Source organism: Serratia sp. NPDC087055 (genome assembly GCF_044900985.1).
GTDB lineage: Bacteria > Pseudomonadota > Gammaproteobacteria > Enterobacterales > Enterobacteriaceae > Serratia.
In genome coordinates, this window is sequence record NZ_JBJDOG010000005.1 from 299,365 (window position 1) to 305,364 (window position 6,000).

Annotated in this window: 7 protein-coding genes; 6 read left to right on the top strand and 1 reads right to left on the bottom strand. The window is 55.7% G+C overall.

The genetic code is table 11. The annotated features are described in order from the left end of the window. The first annotated feature begins 271 nt into the window (after positions 1-271). The 6 genes from napF (at position 272) to nudK (ending at position 5,330) form a co-directional block, all read left to right on the top strand. Positions 272-769: a ferredoxin-type protein NapF gene (napF, locus tag ACI2J2_RS20930; RefSeq protein WP_404760769.1), complete on the top strand. Its 498-nt coding sequence runs from the start codon at positions 272-274 to the stop codon at positions 767-769. Continuing rightward, on the top strand, positions 759-1,025 hold the full coding sequence (gene napD / locus ACI2J2_RS20935) for a chaperone NapD (protein ID WP_209638149.1): 267 nt from the start codon (positions 759-761) through the stop codon (positions 1,023-1,025). The genes napF and napD overlap by 11 nt, the downstream gene beginning before the upstream one ends. Beyond that, positions 1,022-3,508, top strand: coding sequence for a nitrate reductase catalytic subunit NapA (napA, locus tag ACI2J2_RS20940; RefSeq protein ID WP_404760770.1), 2,487 nt, complete (start codon positions 1,022-1,024; stop codon positions 3,506-3,508). The genes napD and napA overlap by 4 nt, the downstream gene beginning before the upstream one ends. Before the next feature lie 37 nt (positions 3,509-3,545). After that, on the top strand, positions 3,546-3,995 hold the full coding sequence (gene napB, locus ACI2J2_RS20945; protein WP_404760771.1) for a nitrate reductase cytochrome c-type subunit: 450 nt from the start codon (positions 3,546-3,548) through the stop codon (positions 3,993-3,995). A gap of 11 nt (positions 3,996-4,006) precedes the next feature. Continuing rightward, positions 4,007-4,624, top strand: coding sequence for a cytochrome c-type protein NapC (gene napC / locus ACI2J2_RS20950; RefSeq protein ID WP_209638142.1), 618 nt, complete (start codon positions 4,007-4,009; stop codon positions 4,622-4,624). A gap of 130 nt (positions 4,625-4,754) precedes the next feature. Further along, a complete protein-coding gene (nudK, locus tag ACI2J2_RS20955; protein WP_404760772.1) occupies positions 4,755-5,330 on the top strand; it encodes a GDP-mannose pyrophosphatase NudK in 576 nt (191 codons plus the stop codon). 217 nt (positions 5,331-5,547) lie between these two features. Here the strand turns inward: nudK and ACI2J2_RS20960 are convergent. Next, positions 5,548-6,000, bottom strand: a 453-nt coding sequence (locus ACI2J2_RS20960; RefSeq protein WP_404760773.1) for a transketolase-like TK C-terminal-containing protein, incomplete at its 5' end; no start/stop codon positions are given.

Consider the following 6,000-nt stretch of genomic DNA (forward strand, 5'->3'; position numbering starts at 1 on the left):
GCGCAGAGCACCCGGTAATAGATTGATCTGGCGCAAACTCCCCCCGCATTTACCCCTTTAGGGTGATTATATACCCCCCGCGCTCCTTTTATCTTACCCCCGTCTTTCTCAAGGTTTATGTCTGTCATTTTTCACGTCATGGCGGCAACTGAACGTTCCTTGGCAACGGCAACAATAACAATACAAAAAACAGGTTCTATACCCTGCAGCTTGAAAGATGACGGGGATATTTACACGCGGTGGCGTGTTTGCAATGTCGAGGAAAAACAGCATGACCGTATTGTCACGACGCAAACTGCTTGGTGGACAATGGCGTCAGCCAACCGCTGCGATTCGCCCCCCGTGGTCGCGGCAAGAATCCCTTTTTATTGCGGGTTGCACCCGTTGTCAGGCCTGTGTTCAACACTGTGAAACGGGCGTCCTTATCGTCGGTAGCGGCGGCTTTCCTGAAGTGAATTTCCAGCGTGCAGAATGTACGTTTTGCGGGCTTTGCGCGCAGGCGTGCACGGAGCCGTTATTTCGCCCATTAACGGAAACGCCCTGGCAGCAACATGCGGTGTTCGCTAGCGCTTGCCTGGCGCAACAGGGCGTGGAATGCCGCAGTTGCCAGGATAGCTGTGAACCCCAAGCCATAGCGTTCCGACCTCGTCTGGGCGAGATGGCGCGACCGATATTGGATGTGGCGGCCTGCAACGGTTGCGGGGCTTGTGTTGCCGGCTGCCCGGCCAGCGCTGTCACCTTAACCCGGAGCGAAAATAATGATGAATAACGAATGGCACGTCAGCGGGCTGGTGGTGCAGGCTCGACCGGAAAAAATGCCACGTCTGACGTCGGCCTTACTGGCAATAACGGACACGGAAATCCCGGCGCAGGATCAGGAGCACGGCAAATTGGTGGTCATCATGCAGGCCGCCTGTTCACATGCGCTGCTGGAAAAAATTGAGTCGGTACGCAATCTGGACGGCGTGCTGGCGGTATCGCTGGTTTATCACCAGCAGGACACTCAAGGTGAGGTAACGCCATGAAACTCAGTCGTCGAGACTTCATGAAAGCCAATGCTGCAGTCGCGGCTGCGGCAGCTGCCGGGTTGACTATTCCCACGGTAGCACAGGCGGTAGCAAGCAGTGCTGACGCCATTAAATGGGACAAGGCGCCCTGTCGTTTTTGCGGTACCGGCTGCGGTGTGCTGGTCGGGACCCAAAATGGTCGCATTGTTGCCTCACAAGGGGATCCCGACGCAGCGGTCAACCGTGGGCTGAGCTGTATCAAAGGCTATTTTCTGCCAAAAATCATGTACGGCAAAGACCGTTTAACTCAGCCGCTGCTGCGCATGAAAGACGGTCAATATCATAAAGAAGGCGAGTTCACCCCTGTCAGTTGGCAGCAGGCTTTCGACGTCATGGCCGATAAGTTCAAGCAGGCATTGAAAGAGAAAGGGCCTGAGGCGGTCGGCATGTTTGGCTCCGGCCAGTGGACAGTATGGGAAGGCTATGCCGCAGCCAAATTGTTCAAAGCCGGGCTGCGTTCCAATAACCTGGATCCGAACGCACGTCACTGTATGGCGTCAGCGGTGGTCGGCTTTATGCGCACCTTCGGCATGGACGAACCTATGGGCTGCTACGACGATATCGAGCAGGCTGACGCCTTCGTGTTGTGGGGCTCCAACATGGCGGAGATGCACCCGATCCTGTGGTCACGCATCACCGATCGCCGTCTGAGCAACGAACACGTCAACGTGTCGGTGTTGTCTACCTTTGAGCATCGCAGCTTTGAACTGGCGGATAACGGCATGGTGTTCACGCCGCAGACCGATTTGGCGATCATGAATTACATCGCCAATTACATTATTCAAAACAACGCAGTGGATCAGGACTTCCTGAATCGGCACGTCAATTTCCGCCGTGGGGCGACGGATATCGGCTACGGCCTGCGTCCGACGGACCCACTGGAAAAGGCGGCTAAAAACCCGGGCAGCGATGCTTCAGAACCGATGAGCTTCGAAGAGTATAAAACGTTCGTGGCGGACTACACGCTGGAAAAAACAGCGAAAATGAGCGGCGTACCGGAAGACCAACTGGAAGCGTTGGCGAAGCTGTATGCCGATCCCAACATCAAGGTCGTGTCTTACTGGACCATGGGCTTCAATCAGCATACCCGTGGCGTATGGGCTAATAACCTGTGCTACAACCTGCACCTGCTAACCGGCAAGATTTCCAAACCGGGCTGTGGCCCGTTCTCACTGACCGGCCAACCCTCTGCCTGCGGCACCGCGCGTGAAGTGGGCACGTTTGCTCACCGCTTACCGGCCGACATGGTGGTCACTAACGAAAAGCACCGTCAGACAGCTGAACAGAAATGGCAACTGCCGGTGGGCACCATTCCGGCAAAAGTCGGTTTGCATGCGGTGGCACAGGACCGTGCACTGAAAGACGGCAAGCTGAATGCTTACTGGGTGATGTGTAATAACAACATGCAGGCAGGCCCCAACATCAATCAAGACAGGATGCCGGGCTGGCGTGATGCCCGTAACTTTGTGGTGGTATCCGATCCTTATCCAACCGTCAGCGCATTGGCTGCCGATTTGATCCTGCCGACAGCCATGTGGGTAGAGAAAGAGGGGGCTTACGGCAATGCGGAGCGCCGCACCCAGTTCTGGCGCCAGCAGGTGAAAGCGCCGGGTGAGGCCAAATCCGATCTGTGGCAGCTGGTGGAGTTCTCCAAGCGTTTTACGGTGGAGGACGTGTGGCCAGCCGACCTGCTGGCACAGAAACCGGAGTATCGCGGTAAAACGCTGTATGACGTGCTGTTCGCTAACGGCGAGGTCAATAAATACCCGTTAACGGAAATTCCGGCAGACCAGTTAAACGATGAAGCGCGTGACGTCGGTTTTTACCTGCAAAAAGGGTTGTTTGAAGAGTATGCCGGTTTTGGCCGTGGTCACGGCCATGATCTGGCGCCGTTCGACAGTTACCATCAGGCGCGCGGCCTGCGTTGGCCCGTGGTGGAGGGCAAAGAGACGCTGTGGCGCTACCGCGAAGGCACCGATCCTTACGTGAAAACCGGAGACGCGGTGCGTTTCTACGGTAAACCGGACGGCAAGGCCGTGATCTTTGCGCTGCCATTTGAACCGGCGGCAGAGAGCCCGGATAGCGAATACGATCTGTGGTTATCCACGGGGCGTGTGTTGGAGCATTGGCATACCGGCTCAATGACGCGACGGGTCCCCGAACTGCACCGTGCTTTCCCGCAGGCGGTACTGTTCATTCATCCCCTGGATGCAAAAAGCCGCAATTTGCGTCGGGGAGACAAGGTCAAGGTGAAGTCACGCCGTGGCGAACTGATCAGCACAGTTGAAACCCGTGGCCGTAACCGTCCACCGAAGGGGCTGGTCTATATGCCGTTTTTTGACGCTGCGCAGTTGGTGAACAACCTGACGCTGGATGCCACGGATCCGCTTTCGAAAGAAGTCGATTTCAAGAAATGCGCGGTGAAGTTGGAGAAGGCGTGATGACGACCCTATTTTATTACCCAGGAGCCAAATAAAAATGAAAAGCCCTGTTGTGAAAAAGACGCTTACCCTGTGGGTGACCCTATTGTCGCTGGCGTTCGCCGGCCTGGCGTTTGCCGCCGGTGATGTCGATCTCAGTCAGTCACCGGAAGTGTCCGCCACCGTGGGTGGGCCAATTTCAATGCCGAAACAGCAGGAACGGATGGCACTGAACTATGTCAATCAGCCGCCGATGATCCCGCATAGCGTGGAGGGGTATCAGATCAGCAAGAATACCAACCGTTGCCTGCAGTGCCACGGAGTAGAACATTACCGCACTACCGGTGCCCCGCGTATCAGCCCGACGCACTTTATGGATCGAGACGGCAAAGTATTGAGTGACGTCGCGCCGCGTCGCTATTTCTGCTTGCAGTGTCACGTACCGCAAACCGACGCGGCGCCTATTGTCGGCAATGATTTCCAACCCATGCCGGGCTTTGGGCATTAAGCGGGGAAGATATGAGCGAACGCAAACATACGACGACTGAAAAAAAGCCCGGGCTGTTACTGCGGCTATGGCGCTGGTGGCGCAGACCAAGCCGCCTGGCGCTGGGTACGCTGCTGCTGTTGGGTTTTGGCGCCGGGATTATCTTCTGGGGTGGTTTTAATACCGGCATGGAAGCGGCGAATACCGAGCAGTTTTGCATCGGCTGTCATGAAATGCGGGAAAACGTCTATGAGGAGTACATGGGGACGGTGCATTACAACAACCGCAGCGGTGTGCGTGCGACCTGCCCGGATTGTCACGTGCCGCATGAGTGGGCGCCCAAAATGCTGCGCAAGCTGAAAGCCAGCAAGGAGTTGTATGCCAAGGCATTCGGCTTGATCGACACGCCACAGAAATTTGACCAGCATCGGTTGGCGATGGCGAGTAACGAATGGGCGCGAATGAAGGCCAACGATTCGCAAGAATGCCGTAACTGCCATAATTTTGAATTTATGGACTTCACTGCGCAAAAAACGGTAGCGGCAAAGATGCACGACAAAGCGATCACCGAGGGGAAAACCTGTATCGATTGTCACAAAGGCATCGCCCACAAGCTGCCGGATATGCGCGACGTCCCTAACGGGTTCTAACGCAGGTAGCCGTAAAAACCCCGTTGCTCTGCATGAGCCGCGGGGTTTTTTGTTGCAAATCCGTTGTCACTTCGGGGCTTAATCGCGGTATCATTTTTGCGTTTCAGCTAACGGAAAAGAAGAAGGGTTCATGTCCGCGAAAATTGAGAATGTGAAGAAAGAGCTGTTATCAGATAACTGGTATGTGCTGCACAAATATACTTTTGATTTGAAGCGTAAGGATGGCGGTTCCGTTCAGCAGATGCGTGAAGTCTACGATCGTGGCAATGGCGCAACCATTTTGTTGTACAGCCGTGCCAAGGGTACCGTAGTGCTGACGAATCAGTTCCGTATGCCGACCTACGTGAACGGTAACGAGAGCGGCATGCTGCTGGAAGCCTGTGCAGGCTTGCTGGATGCTGACTCGCCGGAGCAATGTGCGCGCCGTGAAGCCGTGGAGGAAACCGGTTTTCAGGTTGGCGGCGTGAAGAAGATTTTCGAAGCCTATATGTCTCCGGGCGGCGTGACGGAGATCGTGCATTTCTTTATTGCTGAATACCATGACAACGAACGCAACACGTCCGGTGGCGGTATCGAAGACGAAGATATTGAAGTGGTGGAGTTGCCGTTCACCGACGCGGTGGCGATGATTGCCGATGGGCGGATTAAAGACGGCAAGACCATTATGTTGTTGCAGTACCTGCAAATTCACCGAATCATGGATTAAAAAAATCAGCATCGCCGTCATGTTTGTCAGCGCGCGTTTTTTATAGCGCTAGTGAAGCTTTCGGTCGATAAAGGTCAGAGGCTTTGTTCCTGCGTTCAGCGTCTTCAAGGGCGATGAACCCCGAGCTCGTATCAGCTCCATCACTGTTGTTCAAAATACAACGCCAAGAAAAAGCCCGGCAATGTGCCGGGCTTAGGGTAACGCGATAGGGCAGGGCTTATTTCAGCAGTGCCTGCGCCTTGGCCACCACGTTTTCCACGGTGAAGCCGAACGCTTTGAACAGCTGTTCTGCCGGCGCCGACTCACCAAAGGTGGTCATGCCCACGATTGCGCCGTTCAGGCCCACGTACTTGTACCAGTAGTCCGCAATACCCGCTTCTACCGCCACGCGCGCAGTCACTGCCGCCGGCAGCACGGATTCACGGTACGCCGCGTCCTGCTTGTCGAACGCGTCGGTGGACGGCATGGATACCACGCGCACCTTACGGCCCGCTGCGGTCAGCTGGTCTGCCGCGTCCACGGTGATGCCCACTTCCGAACCGGTGGCAATCAGGATGACGTCCGGCGTACCGGCGCAGTCCTTCAGCACATAGCCGCCGCGGTACACGTTGGCCAGTTGCTCCGCGGTACGTGGCTGCTGGGTCAGGTTCTGACGGGAGAAAATCAGCGT

Coding starts and splice junctions, on each gene's coding strand:
- napA (WP_404760770.1), top strand. CDS start 1,022: ATGAAACTCAGTCGTCGAGACTTCATGAAAGCCAATGCTGCAGTCGCG.
- napB (WP_404760771.1), top strand. CDS start 3,546: ATGAAAAGCCCTGTTGTGAAAAAGACGCTTACCCTGTGGGTGACCCTA.
- nudK (WP_404760772.1), top strand. CDS start 4,755: ATGTCCGCGAAAATTGAGAATGTGAAGAAAGAGCTGTTATCAGATAAC.
- napF (WP_404760769.1), top strand. CDS start 272: ATGACCGTATTGTCACGACGCAAACTGCTTGGTGGACAATGGCGTCAG.
- napC (WP_209638142.1), top strand. CDS start 4,007: ATGAGCGAACGCAAACATACGACGACTGAAAAAAAGCCCGGGCTGTTA.
- napD (WP_209638149.1), top strand. CDS start 759: ATGATGAATAACGAATGGCACGTCAGCGGGCTGGTGGTGCAGGCTCGA.